Origin of the sequence: Mannheimia haemolytica (genome assembly GCA_900638155.1) — a bacterium.
In the GTDB taxonomy this organism is placed as follows: Bacteria; Pseudomonadota; Gammaproteobacteria; order Enterobacterales; family Pasteurellaceae; genus Mannheimia; species Mannheimia glucosida.
In genome coordinates, this window is sequence record LR134495.1 from 1,195,829 (window position 1) to 1,215,246 (window position 19,418).

Here is a 19,418-nt window from a genome sequence, read left to right on the forward strand (position 1 = left end):
TGACAAAATTATGGAAAAACAACGCCAACGCGAATTACAAAAATGGCTTAAAAGTGAGCAAAAAGTCATCAAAAAATATATGCACTTAAACATACTGTTAGGGAGTTTCAGTAGTTTATGTATGATTGGACAGATGTGGCTGATTGCCACAATGTTAGACAAAATGATTATCGGAAAGCAGTCACCGAATAGCTTTCTGGTTGAAATTATGCTCTTATTCTGTTGTTTTGCTGCCAGAGCATTCTTCATTTTTCTGCGTGAGCGTGTCGGTTTCAAAGCGGGGCAAACCTTGCGTTTACATCTTCGCCGCCAAATTCTAGCCAAAATGGAAGCAGTCGGGTCGATGAGCATTCAACAAAAACCGGCGGGCAGCTGGGCAACCTTAATGCTTGAGCAGGTGGAAAATCTACATAATTTCTACGCACGCTATTTGCCACAGCAATTTTTATCGCTGATAGTGCCATTACTGATCCTCTGTTTTGTATTCCCGATTAACTGGGCAGCAGGGGCTATTTTATTTGCAACAATGCCATTATTACCTTTATTTATGATTTTAGCCGGAATGAAAGCAGTGGAGGCAAATCAGCGTAATATCGGCATTCTTTCCCGTATTAGCGGACAGTTCTTAGATAAATTAAAAGGTTTAGAAACTATTCGCTTATTTGGGCAAGCGGGAAAGCAGACTGAACAAATCTACCAAAGCACCGAAGATTTCCGAATTAGTACGATGGACGTACTAAAAATGGCGTTTTTATCCTCTGCAGTATTGGAGTTTTTCACGGCGGTATCGATTGCGGTGACGGCGGTCTATTTTGGCTTTATTTTTTTAGGTGAGCTGGATTTTGGCTATTATGGTACGGGCGTGACCTTATTTATCGGCTTTTTCTGCCTAATGATGGCACCTGAGTTTTACCAACCGATGCGTGAACTTGGCGTGTTTTATCACGACAAGGCAGCAGCGATTAGTGCTGCAGATAATATCGAAACTTTCTTAAAAGAAAAGGTGAAAACGCAAGGTGGCAATTTGCAAAAAAATGTTGAAAATCAACCGCTTGTGATTCAAGCCAAAGATTGCGTGATCTTCTCACCACAAGGCAAAGCCTTAACCCAAGCGTTAAATTTCGAGTTGAATGCACACCAACATATCGCTTTGGTTGGGCAAAGTGGTGCAGGAAAAAGTTCATTAATGAATATGTTACTTGGTTTCTTGCCTTATGAAGGGTCGGTTACGATTAACGGCACCGAACTACGAGATTTAAATTTAAGCCAATGGCGAGCAAAATTAGCGTGGGTGGGGCAAAATCCGCAATTAATGCGTGGCAGTTTGAAAGAGAATATTTTAATTGGTAACCCTAATGCGACAGATTCTGAATTAGCCAAAGCACTACAACTTTCAAAAGCTGATGAGTTTGTGGCACGTTTAGGGTTGGAGCATCAAGTGCAAGACAGTAATATCGGTATCTCTGGCGGGCAAGCACAGCGGATTGCGATTGCACGAGCGTTGCTTCGCCCGTACGAATTATTACTGTTAGACGAGCCGACTGCAAGCCTTGATATGGATTCGGAACAGCAAGTGTTAGCCGCTCTGCATAATCTCAGCCGAGAGCAAACAACGCTAATGATTACTCATCGAGTGGAAGATTTAACCCAATGCGATGAAATTTGGGTGATGAAACAAGGGCAAATCATTCAGAAAGGTCGTTTCACTGAATTAGAACACACCGGCTTTTTTGCGGAATTATTACATAATGAATTAGTGCATCAGGGAGAAATCTAATGAAATCGTTGTTCCCGTTTTTTGCTCTCTACCAAACCCATTTTGGTCGACTATTATTAGGTGTTGTGTTGGCAATTTTAGGATTAGCGGCAAGTATCGGTTTGCTCAGCCTTTCCGGTTGGTTTTTAGCTGCCTCATTTCTAGCGGGCAATGCGCTTATTTTTAACTTTTTCTACCCTTCATCGGGGGTGAGAGGGTTGGCAGTAGGGCGGACAATTTCACGTTACTTTGAACGTTTAGTCACCCACGATGCGACTTTTCGGGTATTGGCGAATTTGCGTGTTAGCGTCTTTAAAAAATTGATTCCACTGAGTCCAAGCGGGCTAAATCGCTTTAGAAACAGCGAATTGTTAAACCGCTTGGTGGCAGATGTGGATACGTTAGACACCCTATATCTGAATTTAGTCTCTCCTTTTGTCAGTGCAGTGATGATTATTGCATTTATGGCAATCGGGCTTTCTTTTGTTTCCGTGCCATTAATGCTGATCATTTGCGGCACACTATTGGTATTGCTTGCCGTTATTCCTACCGTATTTTATCGATTAGGTTTGAAATTAGGGCGTAATGCAATACAAAATCGTGCGAATTATCGCAGTCAATTTATTGAGTGGGTGCAGTTAAATGCAGAATTTTTACTCTTTGGCAACTTGAACCAAATGAGCGAAAAATTACAGCAAACTGAACGCCAATGGCTGAACGCTCAAAGCAAAGAAAGCCGATTATCCGGCTTATCAAATAGCTTGATAATGTTATCCAACGGCATTTTGACTTGTGTGGTGATCTATTTGGTTTCAACTTCGATTAATGTGCCCACTGCAAAATACCCTGAAGCCTTAATTGCGTTAGTGATTTTTTGCGTAATGGCATCGGCAGAGATACTTTCCCCGATTGGTATCGCCTTTTTGCATTTAGGGCAAGTGATTACCGCCGCCGAGCGGATTAGTGAAATTACCGAACAACAGCCTAATGTAACATTTGGTAGCAAGGCAGAATGGCAAAATTTGAGCCAAAATCAACCGCTTGTACGCTTTGAAAACGTGAGCTTTGCTTATTATGGTGAGCAAAAAGTGCTAAATAATCTTTCCTTTGAGGTATTACAAGGGCAGAAAGTAGCGATTTTAGGCAAAACAGGTAGCGGAAAATCGACCATATTCCAACTGTTAAACCGAAACTACGACCCAACAAGCGGTCAAATTTGGCTGAATAATTGCAAAATTAACGAATTTTCAGAGCCGATGTTACGCTCAAAATTAGTTACCTTAAGCCAACGGGTACATATTTTTAGCCAAACCCTGAAAGATAATTTATTAATGGGGAATGCTTTTGCTACAGACGAACAAATGCAAGAAGTAGTAAGAAAAGTAGGCTTAGGGCATTTGCTTGAAACAGACGGCTTAAATTTATGGTTAGGCGAGGGCGGCAGACCGCTTTCTGGTGGCGAACAACGCCGTTTAGGGCTTGCCCGTTTGCTCCTGAGTTCTGCTGAATTAGTCTTACTTGATGAGCCGACAGAAGGGCTGGACAGAGAAACCGAACAGCAGATTATAAACCTAATTTTGACTTATTGCCGTGATCGCACCTTAATTATGATTACTCACCGCCAAAGCGGACTGGATAAATTTGATATTGTTTATCGAATGGATAATGGGCGATTGGTAGGGTAGTTTTTGCAGCAAATTGCGTATTAATGAAAAGGCATTTATTTTTCAATAGAATAAATGCCTTTTGCCATTCAAAAGGAGCTGAAAAAATGCTATATTCCCACTAATTTTTTATCATACTGAATTTTACAGAGATGGCGGATTACCACGATATTACCCTTGCTTATGCCGGAGTGTGCCAAGCAGCGACGTTAGTACAACAATTTGCACATAAAGGCACGGCAGACAGAGAGGCTTTTAAGTGTGCTTTAGAAAGCCTGTTAATCACTCAGCCGGAATCAACGTTAAGTGTATTTGGCGATGATCTTTCCCATTTAAAAATGGGTTTAGAAACCGCATTAGCTCAAACCGGCGGCGGTAACGGTAAATTAGATACCGAAGTCGGTCGTTATTGGATAAGCTTGCTCGCCCTTAGTCAAAAACTCAATAAAAACCCTGAAGCAAAACAACAGTTAGCCCAGCGTTTACAGCAAGTGGAACGCCAGTTAGCCCTGTATGAAGATAAGGTGATGGCAGATCAAATGATTGCCAATTTAGCCGCTATTTATAGCGATATTATCAGCCCGTTAGGCACGAAAATTCACGTGATAGGAATGCAGGATTACTTGGTTCGCCCGGATATTCAAAATAAAATTCGAGCCTCGCTACTAGCCGGTATTCGAGCCGGTATTTTGTGGCAGCAAGTCGGCGGAAGCCGTTGGCAATTTTTATTTTCACGCAAGAAAATTTTTAACCAAGCACAAACATTTTATCGTCAAATCTAACCGAACATTTACCTATTTGGAGAATATAAAACAATGGAACTTACCGCTTTAACTGCGTTATCCCCGATTGATGGACGTTATCAAGACAAAGTTGCGAGCCTTCGTCCGATTTTTAGTGAATTTGGCTTATTAAAATTCCGTGTGACGGTGGAAGTTCGCTGGTTACAAAAATTGGCATCGCATACACAAATTAACGAAGTTCCAGTGTTTTCTGAAAAAGCAAACGATTACCTAAACCAAATTGTGGCTGACTTTTCGTTAGAAGATGCCAATCGGATTAAAACGATTGAACGCACCACCAACCACGATGTAAAAGCGGTGGAGTATTTCCTAAAAGAAAAATGTGAAGCATTGCCTGAATTACAAGCGGTGAATGAATTTATTCATTTTGCTTGTACTTCTGAAGATATCAATAATACTTCGCACGCTTTAATGCTTAAAACCGCTCGTGAAGAAGTATTATTACCTGAATGGAAAAAAGTGATTGATGCGGTAGTGGAACTAGCCAAACGTTACCAACATATTCCATTGCTTTCTCGCACGCACGGTCAGCCGGCAAGCCCGACAACAATGGGTAAAGAGATGGCAAATGTTGCATATCGTTTACAACGCCAATATAAACAGTTAGAAAATTTAGAGATTTTAGCGAAAATCAATGGGGCAGTGGGCAACTATAACGCACATTTATCGGCATATCCGGAGATTGATTGGCACACTTTCAGCCAAGAATTTGTGGAATCGTTAGGTGTGACGTGGAACCCATACACCACCCAAATTGAACCGCACGATTATATTGCGGAGTTCTTTGATTGCGTGGCTCGTTTTAATACGATTTTAATTGATTTTGATCGTGATATGTGGGGCTACATTGCCTTAAATCACTTCAAACAACGTACTATTGCCGGTGAAATCGGCTCAAGCACAATGCCACATAAAGTGAACCCGATTGATTTTGAAAACTCCGAAGGCAATCTTGGCTTGGCAAATGCAGTAATGGCTCATTTGGGGCAAAAATTGCCGATTTCCCGCTGGCAGCGTGACTTAACCGATTCCACCGTGTTGCGTAATTTAGGTGTAGGTTTAGGTTATGCGTTAATTGCTTATGCATCCACCTTAAAAGGTATTAGCAAATTAGAAGTGAATGAACAACACTTGCGTGATGAACTCAACCAAAACTGGGAAGTATTGGCAGAGCCAATTCAAACTGTTATGCGTCGTTATGGCATTGAAAAACCGTATGAAAAACTTAAAGAGCTGACTCGAGGCAAACGGGTTGATGAAACCGCAATGCTTGAGTTTATCGATAAGTTGGAAATTCCGCAAAATGAAAAAAATCGTTTGAAAGAGATGACACCGGCAAGCTATATCGGCTATGCGGTTGAACTTGTTGATAAATTGTAAAATTTAACTGAAAAAAGACCGCTTGCAAGCGGTCTTTTTCTGCAAATTATTTGCAAAAGAGGAAATATGAAACAGGCAAACAGACACAAAAAGATCATCGAGCTGGTTAATCAGCTTGGCTATGTGAGTACCGAGCAATTAGTGGCTGAATTGAATGTGAGTCCGCAAACCATTCGCCGTGATCTGAATGAAATGGCAGAAAATAATCTGATTCGCCGTCATCACGGTGGGGCAGCCGCTCCTTCCAATACGGAGAATAGTGATTACACCCACCGCAAGCAATTTTTCTCACACGAGAAAAATGCGATTGCCCAACAGGTGGCAAAACTAATTCCAAATGGAGCATCATTATTTTTAGATATTGGCACGACTTCAGAAGCAGTGGCATTAGCCTTACTTTCGCATAAAAATTTAAAAGTAGTTACCAATAATTTAAATGCGGCTCATATTCTGATGCAAAATGAAGATTGCCAAATTACGGTAGCAGGCGGAGGGTTAAGAAGTGATGGCGGGCTAATCGGAGAAGAAACGGTTCGTTTTATTAACCAATTCCGTTTGGACTTTGGGATTTTAGGCATTAGTGCGGTGGATATGGACGGCTCTATGCTCGATTACGATTACCACGAAGTGCAGGTAAAGCGTGCATTAATGGAATGTTCCCGACAAGTGGTTTTAGTGACCGATCATTCAAAGTTTACCCGTACAGCTATTGCACGTTTAGGAAATGTTAAAGAAGTAAATTATTTGTTTACAGATCAAGATTTACCGTTAGAATTACAAACTCATTTAAGCCAATCGGACGTTATCGTCAAAATTTGTAATGAATAACGAAACTCTTTTTTCTAAACAAAAATGGATTGCCTACGCCCAGTTAATGCGTTTCGATAAACCCATCGGCACGTTATTATTATTACACCCCACACTATGGGCGTTATTTATTGCCGCAGAGGGAATGCCGCCTGTTGCGATTTTAGTTATTTTTACCCTTGGGGTAATCGTTATGCGTGCGGCAGGTTGTGTGATTAATGATTATGCCGATAGAGAAATTGACGGACACGTTAAACGCACCTCTCAACGCCCGCTAGCTACCGGCAGAGTGACTACCACAGAGGCAAAAGTGATTTTTGCAATCTTGCTGTTGTTCGCCTTTGTGCTCGATTTAATGCTCAACCGATACGCTTTTTTACTTTCATTTGTTGCGGTGTTTTTGGCAGTCATTTACCCCTTTATGAAGCGTTTTACCCACTTGCCACAAGTGGTGCTTGGAATGGCATTTGGCTGGTCGATTCCGATGGCATTTGGTGCGGTAACGGAAGCCCTTCCACTTGAATGCTGGCTGCTTTTTTTTGCCAATCTGGCGTGGACAGTTGCTTATGACACCCAATATGCAATGGTTGATCGTGATGATGATTTACGAATTGGAGTTAAATCTACCGCCATTTTATTCGCTCAATACGATAATAAAATTATTGCGTTATTGCAGTTTATCACCTTGATTTTATTAGGATTATTGGGCCTGGTAAAAGGCTATCATATCGGCTATTTTATCGTATTAGCCTTAAGTGCCACGCTGTTTATCTACCAATGCTGGCTGACTAAAAAACGAGAACGCAGCGAATGCTTTAAAGCGTTTTTAAATAACCACTATTTTGGCTTAGGTGTGTTCGTGGCGATTTTAGTCGGGATTTATTTCTGATGACGGTAGGGGCTAAAGATATTTAGCCCCTATTTTTTTATCTATGGTTTTTATCTACGGTTTTTATCTACAAGCGGTGAAATTTATCGGGAAATTTGCAAATTCTAACGGAAATTTAACCGCTTGTTTTGCGATACTTTTACGCATTTTCCTGCTATAATTGGCACAATTTTTTCGATTTCAAATTAGTAGGAATAAGAATGTCTGAACAAACTCAAGCAACAAGTTATGATTCTTCCAGTATTAAGGTGTTACGCGGCTTAGATGCGGTGCGTAAACGCCCGGGAATGTATATCGGCGATACCGATGACGGCACGGGTTTACACCATATGGTGTTTGAGGTGGTTGATAATGCGATTGACGAAGCATTGGCCGGGCATTGTAAAGACATTATTGTCACAATTCATTCCGATAATTCGGTTTCTGTGCAAGATGACGGTCGTGGGATTCCGGTGGGGATTCATCCGGAAGAAGGTGTGTCGGCTGCAGAAGTCATTATGACCGTTCTTCACGCAGGCGGTAAATTTGACGATAACTCTTATAAAGTTTCCGGCGGTTTGCACGGCGTGGGCGTATCGGTAGTGAATGCACTTTCCTCTAAATTACAACTTACTATTCGCCGTGAAGGACACGTTCACGAGCAATTTTATAGCTTAGGTGAGCCTGATGCACCTTTAGCGATCATCGGTAATACTGAAAAGACGGGAACATCGGTTCGCTTCTGGCCAAGTTTGGATATTTTCAAAAATAAAACCGAATTTGAATATAAAATTCTGTCTAAACGCTTGCGTGAGCTATCGTTTTTAAACTCAGGCGTTTCGATTAAATTAATTGATGAACGAGATGGCAAAGAAGAGCATTTTAAATATGAGGGCGGTATTAAAGCCTATGTTGAGTATTTAAACGAAGGCAAAACCCATATTCACAATACGCCATTCTATTTGACCACTGAGAAAGACGGCATTGGCGTGGAAATTTCCCTACAGTGGAATGACAGTTACAATGAAAATGTGTACTGCTTTACCAATAACATTCCACAACGTGATGGCGGTACGCACTTAGCCGGTTTCCGTGGGGCATTAACCCGTGCGTTGAAAAACTATATGGATAACAGTGGGGTATTGAAAAAAGCCGATGCGAACATTGATGCCTCAGGCGATGATGCCCGTGAAGGGTTAGTAGCGGTGATTTCGGTGAAAGTGCCGGATCCAAAATTCTCCTCACAAACTAAAGATAAATTAGTGTCGTCAGAAGTGCGAGGAGCGGTAGAAAGCTCAATGAATGAGGCGTTATCCGACTACTTAGCTGAAAATCCGGACGATGCAAAAAATATCGTAAGCAAAATTATTGATGCAGCCCGTGCAAGAGAAGCAGCCCGTAAAGCCCGTGAAATGACCCGCCGTAAAGGGGCGTTAGATTTAGGCGGCTTACCGGGTAAATTAGCTGATTGTCAGGAAAAAGATCCTGCGTTATCAGAGCTTTACTTGGTGGAGGGTGACTCTGCCGGTGGCTCGGCAAAACAAGGGCGTGACCGTAAAAACCAAGCGATTTTGCCGTTAAAAGGGAAAATTCTGAACGTGGAAAAAGCCCGCTTTGATAAAATGCTTTCTTCACAAGAAGTAGCAACCTTGATTACCGCTTTAGGCACAGGCATCGGGCGTGATGATTATAATTTGGAAAAATTACGTTACCACAAAATCATTATTATGACCGATGCGGACGTGGATGGTGCACATATTCGTACGCTTTTATTAACTTTCTTCTACCGTCAAATGCCGGAGCTGATTGAAAACGGCTATATTTATATTGCACAGCCACCGCTTTATAAAGTGAAAAAAGGCAAGCAAGAGCGTTATATTCAAGATAACGATGAAATGTCGCAATATGAAATTGATATTGCCTTAGAAGGTGCAGGTTTATATGTTAGTGAAGATGCGCCGGCATTAAGTGGAGTAGCGTTAGAGAACTTAATTGCCCAATATAACGGCGTACAAAAATTAATTGAACGTTTAAGCCGTCGTTACCCAACGTTATTGCTTAACGAATTAATTTATTCAAAACCGCTTTCGGTAGAATTTGCAAAAAATCAAGCCAATATGACCGCTTGGAGCGAGCAATTTGTTGCCACATTGATGGCAAAAGAGGTGGGCGGTAGCTTCTACCGCATTAATACGTTATTCAATGAAGAACGCCAAATTTATGAGCCAGAAATTATTGTGACTACACACGGTATGGATAGCACCTATCGCTTAGATTACAACTTTATTAACGGTAATGAATATGCTCGCATTGTGGCATTAGGCAATGAGCTGAACGATTTACTCTCTGATTCTGCCTATGTGGTGCGTGGTGAACGTCGCCAAGAAATCAGCAGTTTTGCTGAAGCCTTAGATTGGTTGGTGAAAGAATCTCGCAAAGGCTTAACCATTCAACGCTATAAAGGGTTAGGTGAGATGAATCCGGAACAATTATGGGAAACTACGATGGATCCGGTGGCTCGCAAAATGCTACAGGTGAATATTACCGATGCGATTGCGGCAGATAAACTCTTCAGCACGTTGATGGGCGATGAAGTTGAACCACGCCGAGATTTCATTGAAACTAACGCTTTGTATGCTCAGTTAGATATTTAGTTAAAAAATCCGCATTTGATATGCGGATTTTTTATTCTCTTAAACTAGCATGTTAAGCATTCGCTAAAATCACCGCCCGCTTCGGAGCAGGGTAGCCTTCAATCGTTTTACTATGATCGTTCGGATCTAAAAAGTCCACCAAACTTTCATTTTCCAACCAATCGGTTTTACGCTGTTCTTCAAGTGTTGTGATTGCTTCATCTACACAACGCACGTTTTTAAAACCGACTTTTTCCAGCCAATTAATGAGTGCAGCAACAGAAGGAATAAAATAGACATTTTTCATTTTTGCGTAGCGATCAGCCGGTACTAAAACATCATTAATATCGCCATCAATTACCAGCGTTTCTAACACCAGTTCCCCACCTTTAACTAATTGGGCTTTGAGTTGGGAAAGATGGTCAAGCGGTGATTTGCGATGATAAAGTACGCCCATAGAAAAGACGGTATCAAAGGCTGCCAAGGGTTGCATTTGTTCAATGCCGAGCGGAATCAGATTAGCTCGTCTGTCATTGCCGAGTAGTTTTCTTACCGCTTCAAATTGACAAAGGAAAAGCTCGGTTGGGTCAATGCCCACCACCAGTTTTGCTCCTTCGCCAACCATTCGCCACATATGATAACCGCTACCACAACCAACGTCTAAAATCGTTCTACCTGCAAGTGGAGCAAGGTGGGGTAAAACACGATCCCATTTGAAGTCTGAACGCCATTCAGTATCAATATGAATGCCGTGTAAGTGATAAGGGCCTTTACGCCACGGCATAAGCTGTTTTAAGTGGTGGGTAATTTGCTTGATTTCACCTTCAGATAAAGGCTTGCTTGGAATAGACTCAACCTTGTCTTTTAAGTTAATACAAGCGGTCGAATTTGGTAAAAAATCTGCAACTTTTGCCCATTTAGCATAGTCAGCATGGGTGGTTTTTTCCCATTGTTTAAGTTGCAACGGAAGGGTTTCCAGCCAAGCTGAAAGAGGCGAGGTGGAAATTTGTTGATAAAAAGGACGGAAGTCGATCATTTTTAAAATGTATTTGTAAGACGGGCAGTGTTCCTGCCCGAAAGATGTCAATAAAAACGGATAGGCTCAGAGCCTATCCCTAATAAAGGCTAAATTATCTCGCAATCGGATTTACTTTCGCTTTTTGCACTTTGCGATAAGCGTTCAGTAATTTCTGATGTGCAGTCATATTTTCAAGCGATTCGTCCGATGCAGTTAAACCGTGGAACGGGTTACCGCCTTGGATTGCACCCCAAGCAGCTTCAACCGCTTGTTTACCGTACATTTTTTCAAATACCATACGATATTGTTCTGCCTCACGCTCTTCATCTAAGAACAACTCAATCGATTGGATTAAGCAGCGGTAATAATTATTACGTTCTGCTGAGAATACGCTTGCATTCATATTCGCTGTCCAGTTTGCCCAGTCTAAGGCTTGCTCTAAGTTACCTAAAGCTAAATGCAGCATCGATTTAAGCTCACCGATACGCAATGTTTGCATTGCAGAGCCTTTCTCTGCCACCACACCAATAAATTCACGCACACGGGTTAAATCATCAATGCTTTGCTCATCTAATTCATCAAGCAGTTCTTGGTAAGTTTCAGCATCGTGATGGAAATGTGGTAAATCTAACAAGATTTCACGCCAATCCATACCCATATTGTTATTGGCATAGACCAAATCATCGCTTGGATAGATATTTGACATACCCGGCGCAAGAATACGGCAAGCGTACACGCCCAAATGCTCATAATCCATAATATACACAGGCTGATTATGCTTGTTGAAAATCGCCATCATATTATTAAATTCTTGCTCGGTTGTACCTGAGAAATCCCAATGCACGAACGGATAATCCGCATCACGTTTGAAAAGATCCCAAGAAATTAGACCGCTTGAATCAATAAAGTGTGTCTCAAGGTTCGCGTGATCTGCCACATCTTCATTATTAAATGAAGGCGGAGCAAACACATCTAAATCTTTTAAACTACGGCCTTGTAATAGTTCAGTTACAGTACGCTCGAACGCCACTTGGAAATTCGGGTGAGCACCAAAAGAGGCAAAACAAGTACCATTTTGCGGATTTAATAAAATCACGCAAATAACTGGAAATTCTCCGCCTAATGACGCGTCATAGCATAAAATTGGGAAGCCTTCTTGCTCTAGTTTCTCGATAGAGGCTTTGATAGTCGGATAACCGTCAATCACACTTTGCGGAATTTCCGGCAAGCTGATTGCTTCTGTGATAATACGGTTTTTGACAAAACGCTCGAACACTTCGGATAAGCCCTGCACTCGAGCTTCATTTTTTGTGTTGCCTGCCGACATACCGTTTGAAACAAACAGGTTGCCGATAATGCTTTGTGGAATGTAAACCGTTTCATTGTCAGATTGGCGAACATAAGGTAGGGCAACAATCCCACGCTCATAATTCCCTGATTGCAAATCAACCAATAATTCCGGTGTGATTTCACCATTCGGATCAAAATATTCCCATAAAAACTCGTCCATCATCTCCATTGGGGGAATGGCTTCATCATCAATCGGGAACCATTTTTCGGTTGGATAATGTACAAATTCACTATTAGCAATTTCTTGGCCTAAATAAAAATCTGCCCAGAAATAGTTGGTAGATAAACGCTCAAAATACTCACCTAATGCAGAGGCAAGAGCGGCTTTTTTGCTTGCTCCCTTACCGTTAGAAAAACATTGCGGGCAGTCTGCATCACGAATATGCACCGACCACACATTCGGAACAGGATTTAACCAAGAGGCTTCTTCAATATTAAAACCTAAGGTTTTTAATTTATGCTGAAAGGTCGCAATGCTGTCTTCAAGCGCAGCATCTTTACCGGTAATAAAAGTTTGTTCTGACATTATAATACCTTTAACTTGTCGTAAAAATGGCAACATTCTAGCAAAAATCCCCATAGATAAGTAAATTTTTTGTGAAATTTCTGCTGAAAGAACAGAGTTCACAACTTAGAAAAAATGGTTACAGGCGGTCAAATTTTACTTGAATTTTGCAAGTGAAATTTGTGTTTGATTTAGATTAAGAAAATATTATCTAGGATATATACAGAGTAAAAGGTTAGAGGTAGTATTGCTTGTGTTAGGAAGGAAATATTGAAGGTATAAAATGGAAGAACATACTATTCAGTCTTTTTATGCCCATTCGGGGAAGCTTTCAGATCATTCAGATTGGCAAACTTTACTCAGCCACGCCAATAATGTCGGCTTGCTTGCCGCCGAATTTGCTGTGCCGTTTGCTTCACAAGAAATTGCCCGCTGCACGGGGCTATTGCACGATTTGGGCAAATATAGTGAACGTTATCAAAAGCGTTTACACGGTGGAGAACGGGTAAATCACTCCACTGCCGGTGCCAAAATTGCAGTAGAGCGTTGGGGGCCTCTGGGCAAAATGATGGCGTTTTGCATTGCAGGACACCACGCTGGGTTAGCAAATGGTTCTGGAGAAGGGAAAAATCGTTCTACACTCACACAACGTTTGCAAGAGCAATTTGGCTATGGTCATAAAGATCTACCGGTACTTGACGCCATTTGGCAGCAAGAACTTAATTTGCCTGAAAAATTGCCCTTACCACCGTTAAAGCCTTCTAAAAACGAACCTTTCTTTTCTTACGCCTTTTTTATCCGAATGCTCTATTCTTGCCTTGTCGATGCCGACTTTCTTGATACAGAAGCTTTTTATGCCAATCTCGAAAAAAGACCGCTTGAACGAGGAAATTACCCCAATTTAACCGCACTCCATCAGCAATTTAATCAATTTATTGCACAATTTAGGGAGCGAATTACCATTCAAACGCCTAATACGCAGGAAACACAATGTAAAGCGGAAGTAAACCGCTTGCGGAGTGAAATTTTGGATTATGCTGTATCTCAAGCGAAACAGGAAACAGGCTTGTTTTCTCTGACTGTGCCAACCGGTGGTGGCAAAACTTTTACCTCGATGGCATTTGCCCTTGAACACGCCAAACAGCATGGTTTACGCCGTATTATATACGTTATTCCGTTTACCAGCATTATTGAACAAAATGCTGCGGAATTTCGTAAAGCTTTTGGTGAATTGGGAACAGAGGCGGTATTGGAACATCACAGCACTTTTGATCACGATAGCCTACCTGATAAATCAAGCCGAGATAAGCTGAAATTGGCATCAGAAAATTGGGATGCGCCGATTGTCGTCACCACAGCCGTACAATTCTTTGAAAGTTTGTTTGCCGACCGTTCTTCACGTTGCCGCAAATTGCACAACATCGCCGGCAGCGTGATTATTTTGGACGAAGCCCAAATGCTGCCGTTGAATTTATTACGCCCAATTATGGCTGCGATTGATGAATTAGCTCGCAATTATCAATGTTCGGTAGTGCTTTGCACAGCGACACAACCCGCTATTCATCAAGTGAACGGTTTTTATAAAGGATTTGAAAATGTGCGAGAAATTGCCCCTAATCCAACCGCACTTTTTGAAAAATTGAAACGTACTACGGTAAAGCATATCGGTATTCAAACAGATGTGGAATTGCAAAGCAAACTCGCAGATAACTCACAAATGCTGATAATTGTGAATAACCGCCGTCATGCCCGAGCGTTATATGATTCAGCGAAACAGTTAGAGGGAGCTTATCACCTCACCACGCTAATGTGTGCTAAACACCGCTCACAAACGCTGACTGAAATTCGTCTTCGCCTAAAACAAAATCTACCTTGCCGAGTGATTGCCACTTCTTTAATTGAGGCTGGCGTTGATGTCGATTTTCCACTGGTTATGCGAGCGGAGGCAGGACTAGATTCAGTGGCTCAAGCAGCAGGGCGTTGCAACCGAGAGGGAAAACGTTTAGCTGTAGAAAGCAATGTTTGGGTTTTCCAACCGGAAGAGCAGTGGAAAGCTCCGCCAGAGTTGGGGCTACTTTCTGGCTGTATGCGTTCAACGGTTCAGGTTCACGCAGAAGATCTACTTACTCCGCAAGCAATCAATCATTATTTCCAAGCCGTATATGAAGCGAAAGGAAAAGAACTGGATAAACCCAATATTTTAAAGGCGTGTCACGATGCAGGGCAAAGCCTCAATTTCCCATTCCAAAACATAGCAGAAGATTTCCGAATGATCACAAGCCATTTAATTCCGGTGATTATCCCCTTCGACCAAGAAGCCGAAAACCTTATTGACCGTTTACGCTATGCGGATCAAGTGGGCGGTATTTTAAGAAAACTCCAACCTTACACAGTACAAATACCAGAAAAAGCATTAGCCGAACTTTGTAACGCAGGTAGGGTTGAAACCATTAATGAAACCAACTTTGGCAAACAGTTTTACTGCTTAATTGGAATGGATTTGTATGATGAAGTGGCGGGGTTGAGTTGGGAGGATGTGGGGTTTTTGAGAGAAGAAAGTTTAGTGTTATAAAAGATTAGTGACTATTAGGTGGTTTACTAAGATAGTTTGATAATTTTTAAAAGTGAGTAAATATGAATAAAGCAGAATGTCAGAAAAAGGTTCTTAAAGATCATAAAAAAATAGGACAAACACTTATACCTCCATTAATGCAATTACCAAATCTACAAGAGACATCTTTCAGAGAGGAAAGCTTACCTTCTCTTATTTGGATATCTGCAATTTTTCTTCGCTGCTCTGATAAGGAAGCTGTAGAAAATATTGTTCATTTTATTACTAAATGTAATGAAATTTTGAACGATGAGAAAAAATTAGCTCTAGTTTTTATAAATAACTTCAATTGCCTGAATAATGATCAAAAGGAAAAGATTAGGGTGGGTATTGGAGATTATATGCTCAATTTCTTAAGAAAAATGCTAGAGCACCATCATTTTCTTTTTTCTGACTATCCACTAGATTTTCTTTTTGATAATTATGATTTTCAGATTACAAAAAACGATGCTGTTTCCCTTTTAAAGGAAGATATATCGGCCTTACTTGATCGTTATAATATGCATGCTACTAAAGTTCAAACAACAGCATTTTATTCAATGGCTGTTACAGGTCAAATTGTATTTGGTCCCGATATTGATATGCCTAACTTGAATGCCATTTTGACAGCTCCCGAATCAGATGAAAGTAAAAGAGTTGGTGCTTTTGTTCGTGCAAGTCTGAATGGTGTAAATTCATTTGATAGTGTAAGTGGAAAAGAAGATTGGGCTAAATTATTTTGGAAGCAATGCTTTAATATGGAGGCTTGTTCATAAATGAAAAATGAAGATGATCTGATTAAATTTCTTCAAGCATATCAAACCTACTTGACTTCAAGTTTTTCTGAATTATGGGATATGGTAGAAATTGAATATGATAAACTAGAAGCTTATTCGGTTATAGGAGGACTTTTGTCTCGACAGGTAACCTTATCTATACAGATGGCAAGATCACCTAATACGCTTAATGTGCATGTAGCACCATTATTTTTAAGAGCTATGACTGATTTACATATAACGTTAGCTTGGATTATGTTGGACTTAGAAGAGCGTTCTAAAAAATATATTTTATATGGGTTAGGTGAAGAGAAACTTTTAGTAGAACATTATAAAAAGGGAATATCAAATTCTCCTGATAATCCTGATAATGAACAAATTATGAAACTAATTGATTTTAAATTGAATTGGATTAATTCACAGCGTAGAGATTTCTTTGTTGAAGTAAATCTTGGGCATTGGGCTCAATTGGATTATAGAAAAATGGCTCAAGAATCAGGTTGTGAAGACTTATATAAATTTGCATATAAACCTTTTAGTCATGGCGCACATAATATGTGGCCTCATATATCAATATATAACTGTAAGTATTGCGAAAGTCCATTGCATAAGCATCATCTTATTCCAGCTCTTTTCGAAGTACCATTAGAACTTGATTTTCTTTTTAGATCATGCAAATACATAGATAAGGCTTATAAGCTCTTTATAGATAAATTTGGCTTAAGATTAAATATGCTCCCCTTAGAGTGGTGGAATAGTTATTTTACAGGCCAAGAGAGCATAACTGATGATGAAATTAAAGGGAAATGAATATGCCAAACAAAATCAAGCTCCATATTTGGGGCGATTATGCCTGTTTTACCCGTCCTGAAATGAAGGTAGAGCGGGTGTCTTATGATGTGATTACGCCGTCTGCGGCACGGGGGATTTTGGCGGCGGTGCATTGGAAGCCGGCGATGCGATGGGTGATTGATAAAATTTATGTCTTAAAACCGATTCAGTTTGAGTCTGTTCGCCGTAATGAGTTAGGCAGTAAAATTTCTGCCACTAAAATCAGTGGGGCAATGAAACGTAAAACAGTGGCGGATTTATATACCGTGATTGAAGATGACCGCCAACAACGTGCTGCCACTGTGCTGAAAAATGTCGGTTATGTGATCGAAGCTCACGCAGTGCTGACCAAAATGGCAGGCGAGGCAGAAACCGTCACCAAGCATATTGAAATGTTTAAACGCCGTGCGAAAAAGGGGCAATGCTTCCAACAGCCTTGTATGGGTGTGCGTGAATTTGCGGCAAATTTTGCCTTGATTGATGACGATGAACCGTTACCTGAGTGTTTTTTGGCAGAAAATGAGCAAGATCGGGATTTAGGCTGGATGTTGCACGACATTGATTTTGAGCACGGTAATCAGCCTCGTTTCTTCCGTGCTGAAATGAAAAATGGTGTGATTGATGTGCCGCCATTTTATGCTGAGGAGGTGAAATCATGATTCTCTCCGCCTTAACTCGCTATTATTACCGCCTTGCAGCACAAGAAGATCGTTCAACAGGCGAAGCCAAGGTACCTTCCTATGGTTTTAGTGAAGAAAAAATCGGTTGGGTACTAGAATTGGATTCAAAGGGAAATTTGGTAAATGTCATTCCAAATTTAACCGCTGACAAGAAACCCAAACCGAAATTGATGAGTGTCCCCCGCCCTGAAAAACGCACATCAGGCATTAAACCCAATTTTTTATGGGATAAAACCGCTTATGTGTTAGGCGTGGAAAGCAATCAAGATAAAGCCACCGCCAAAGATCAACCTATCAATTTCGCTGAGAAAACCTTTGAGGCATTTAAACAGTACCATTTGGATTTGCTTGCGGATTCCAATGATGAAGGTTTAGTTGCGATAAAAAATTTCCTGCAACAGTGGCAACCAGAACACTTTGCCGAATCAATCTGCCCAATCGAAATACTTGATGCGAATGTCGTGTTTAAATTAGTCGGCACAAGCGGTTATATTCATCAGCGAGAAGCCGCTCAAAGCCTTTGGGGACGTTTGCTGGTTAGCGAAGAGAGCGAACAAGGGTTGTGCCTAATCAGTGGCGAAATTGCCCCGATTGCACGTCTCCACCCTGCAATTAAAGGTGTTTATGGCGGGCAAAGTGCGGGCGGTTCAATCATCTCTTTTAATAAAGAATCTTTCACCTCATTTGGCAAGGAACAAGGTAGTAATGCCCCTGTTTCTGAACAAGCCGCCTTTGCCTATACCACAGCGTTAAATTATTTGTTACGCACCGAGAAACATCGTTTAACTATTGGCGATGCGAGTACCGTCTTTTGGGCGGAAGCAGATAATACCACCCAAGCAGAAGCTGCCGAAGGGTTCTTTGCTGCCCTAATGACCCCACCTGATGACGATCAAGAAAACCAAAAAATCTTTGATGAATTGCAAAAAATCAGCAAAGGACGACCACTTGCAGAAATTTCCCCAGAATTATCTGAAAACACCCGTTTTTATGTGTTGGGGCTTGCTCCGAATGCGGCTCGAATTTCTGTTCGTTTTTGGCTAGATACTACCTTTGGGCAACTGGCGAAAAATCTCAGCGAACATTGGCAAGATCTCGCTCTTGAGCCTTGTGCGTGGAAAACGCCCCCCTCCATTTGGCGACTATTATTACAAACCGCTTCATTAGGTAAAAGTGAGAATATTTCTCCTGTTTTAGCGGGCGAAATGGCTCGGGCGGTTATTAGCGGTCATTTATACCCAATGAGCTTGCTTTCTCAGTTGGTGACTCGAATCCGAGCAGACGGAGATATTAACGGCTTACGAGTGGCGTTGATGAAAGCGGTCTTACAACGAAAATTTAGAAAAGGTTTTATTAAAGAAGGAGTTCCTATGAGCTTAAATAAAGAAAGCGATAACCAAGCTTACTTGCTCGGCAGGTTATTTGCGGTATTAGAAAGAATCCAAACCCAAGCGTTAGGTGAATTAAATGCCGGCATTGCCGACCGTTACTATGGTTCAGCATCTGCCGTGCCATTTTCAGTATTCCCTCGCTTATTAAGCGGTGCAAAACACCATTTATCTCGCTTGAGAAAAGATAAGGGCGGAATGGCAGTTAATCTGGATAAGGATTTAGGTGAGATTATTGCCAGCTTGCCGGAAAATTTCCCTCGCCATTTAAATATCGATGAACAAGGGCGTTTTGCGATTGGTTATTACCACCAAAAACAAAGCTATTTTGCCAAAAAAGAAACCACCGAATCTATTGAAAACTAAGGA

14 protein-coding genes are annotated in these 19,418 nt (G+C 41.2%); 12 read left to right on the top strand and 2 right to left on the bottom strand.

Annotated elements, in window-relative coordinates:
- Window positions 1–10 precede the first annotated feature (10 nt).
- The 7 genes from cydD (at window position 11) to gyrB (ending at window position 9,932) form a co-directional block, all read left to right on the top strand.
- Window positions 11–1,777, top strand: a complete 1,767-nt coding sequence (gene cydD / locus EL242_RS06050) for a heme ABC transporter permease/ATP-binding protein CydD (RefSeq protein ID WP_126301905.1) — start codon at window positions 11–13, stop codon at window positions 1,775–1,777.
- The gene (gene cydC / locus EL242_RS06055; protein ID WP_126301906.1) at window positions 1,777–3,441 is read left to right on the top strand and encodes a heme ABC transporter ATP-binding protein/permease CydC; all 1,665 of its coding nucleotides are present in this window, start codon (window positions 1,777–1,779) and stop codon (window positions 3,439–3,441) included. The genes cydD and cydC overlap by 1 nt, the downstream gene beginning before the upstream one ends.
- Before the next feature lie 131 nt (window positions 3,442–3,572).
- Window positions 3,573–4,202 carry a high frequency lysogenization protein HflD gene (gene hflD / locus EL242_RS06060; RefSeq protein WP_126301907.1) on the top strand — a complete coding sequence of 210 codons (630 nt, stop codon included), beginning with the start codon at window positions 3,573–3,575 and terminating at the stop codon, window positions 4,200–4,202.
- 33 nt (window positions 4,203–4,235) lie between these two features.
- The gene (purB, locus tag EL242_RS06065; RefSeq protein WP_126301908.1) at window positions 4,236–5,603 is read left to right on the top strand and encodes an adenylosuccinate lyase; all 1,368 of its coding nucleotides are present in this window, start codon (window positions 4,236–4,238) and stop codon (window positions 5,601–5,603) included.
- A 66-nt stretch (window positions 5,604–5,669) separates the two neighbouring features.
- Window positions 5,670–6,431, top strand: coding sequence for a DeoR/GlpR family transcriptional regulator (locus tag EL242_RS06070; protein ID WP_006248096.1), 762 nt, complete (start codon window positions 5,670–5,672; stop codon window positions 6,429–6,431).
- The gene (gene ubiA, locus EL242_RS06075; protein WP_126301909.1) at window positions 6,424–7,299 is read left to right on the top strand and encodes a 4-hydroxybenzoate octaprenyltransferase; all 876 of its coding nucleotides are present in this window, start codon (window positions 6,424–6,426) and stop codon (window positions 7,297–7,299) included. Before EL242_RS06070 ends, ubiA begins: the two co-directional genes overlap by 8 nt.
- A 200-nt stretch (window positions 7,300–7,499) precedes the next feature.
- Complete coding sequence (gyrB, locus tag EL242_RS06080; RefSeq protein WP_126301910.1) at window positions 7,500–9,932, top strand: DNA topoisomerase (ATP-hydrolyzing) subunit B; 2,433 nt, start codon at window positions 7,500–7,502, stop codon at window positions 9,930–9,932.
- Window positions 9,933–9,984: 52 nt separating this feature from the next.
- On the opposite strand, the gene cmoB is transcribed toward gyrB, so the two are convergent.
- Window positions 9,985–10,947, bottom strand: coding sequence for a tRNA 5-methoxyuridine(34)/uridine 5-oxyacetic acid(34) synthase CmoB (gene cmoB, locus EL242_RS06085; protein WP_126301911.1), 963 nt, complete (start codon window positions 10,945–10,947; stop codon window positions 9,985–9,987).
- Window positions 10,948–11,041: 94 nt separating this feature from the next.
- Window positions 11,042–12,805: a 30S ribosomal protein S12 methylthiotransferase accessory factor YcaO gene (ycaO, locus tag EL242_RS06090; RefSeq protein WP_126301912.1), complete on the bottom strand. Its 1,764-nt coding sequence runs from the start codon at window positions 12,803–12,805 to the stop codon at window positions 11,042–11,044.
- A gap of 262 nt (window positions 12,806–13,067) precedes the next feature.
- Between ycaO and cas3 the strand changes: the two genes are divergently transcribed.
- The 5 genes from cas3 to cas8c all read left to right on the top strand — a co-directional run bounded on the left by cas3 (window position 13,068) and on the right by cas8c (window position 19,415).
- Window positions 13,068–15,356 (top strand): CRISPR-associated helicase Cas3', encoded by a 2,289-nt coding sequence (cas3, locus tag EL242_RS06095; RefSeq protein ID WP_126301913.1) that lies wholly within the window; start codon window positions 13,068–13,070, stop codon window positions 15,354–15,356.
- 62 nt (window positions 15,357–15,418) lie between these two features.
- Window positions 15,419–16,150 (top strand): hypothetical protein, encoded by a 732-nt coding sequence (locus EL242_RS06100; RefSeq protein WP_126301914.1) that lies wholly within the window; start codon window positions 15,419–15,421, stop codon window positions 16,148–16,150.
- Window positions 16,151–16,960, top strand: a complete 810-nt coding sequence (locus EL242_RS06105; protein WP_126301915.1) for a DUF5677 domain-containing protein — start codon at window positions 16,151–16,153, stop codon at window positions 16,958–16,960.
- Window positions 16,961–16,962: 2 nt separating this feature from the next.
- Complete coding sequence (gene cas5c, locus EL242_RS06110; protein WP_126301916.1) at window positions 16,963–17,640, top strand: type I-C CRISPR-associated protein Cas5c; 678 nt, start codon at window positions 16,963–16,965, stop codon at window positions 17,638–17,640.
- Window positions 17,637–19,415: a type I-C CRISPR-associated protein Cas8c/Csd1 gene (cas8c, locus tag EL242_RS06115; protein ID WP_126301917.1), complete on the top strand. Its 1,779-nt coding sequence runs from the start codon at window positions 17,637–17,639 to the stop codon at window positions 19,413–19,415. Before cas5c ends, cas8c begins: the two co-directional genes overlap by 4 nt.
- Window positions 19,416–19,418 lie beyond the last annotated feature (3 nt).